The organism is Acetobacter sp. DsW_059 (genome assembly GCF_002153695.1).
GTDB lineage: Bacteria > Pseudomonadota > Alphaproteobacteria > Acetobacterales > Acetobacteraceae > Acetobacter > Acetobacter thailandicus.
On sequence record NZ_JOPI01000146.1, the window covers coordinates 1 to 378 of the forward strand.

1 protein-coding gene is annotated in these 378 nt (G+C 52.6%); it reads right to left on the bottom strand.

The window, feature by feature from the left end; genetic code table 11:
• Positions 1 to 378: hypothetical protein (locus tag HK25_RS13170; RefSeq protein ID WP_086636401.1), on the bottom strand; the 378-nt coding region annotated here is incomplete at both ends.

Genomic DNA, 378 nt, shown 5'->3' on the forward strand with positions numbered 1-378 from the left:
CCGGGCAAAATAACCGCATTCGGTGGGATGCCGGTCCCGTCTGGCAGCGTCTGATAATCGCACAGGCAGGGCGTGCAGTTATCTGAGCCAATGATCGCCAGTTCAACGGTTGTCGATAACGTCAGGCCATTGCGTGTTGCCGCCGTTACCGTGAGAGAGCGGATTGTATCAGTGATACCACCACCCAGAAATACGCATGCCAGACCGTTGACGATGCTGGTCCAGAGTATTGTCAGCTCTGACGGATCGTTCGTTTTATTCGCGATACTGACAGAGCAAACCTTGCTCAGGGCGTCAGTGTTCCTGTCGAACAATGCTGAGAAATCTACTGAGAAATCGAGAACATCACCGCTGTTTTTAGGAGCCAGAGACAGAGGT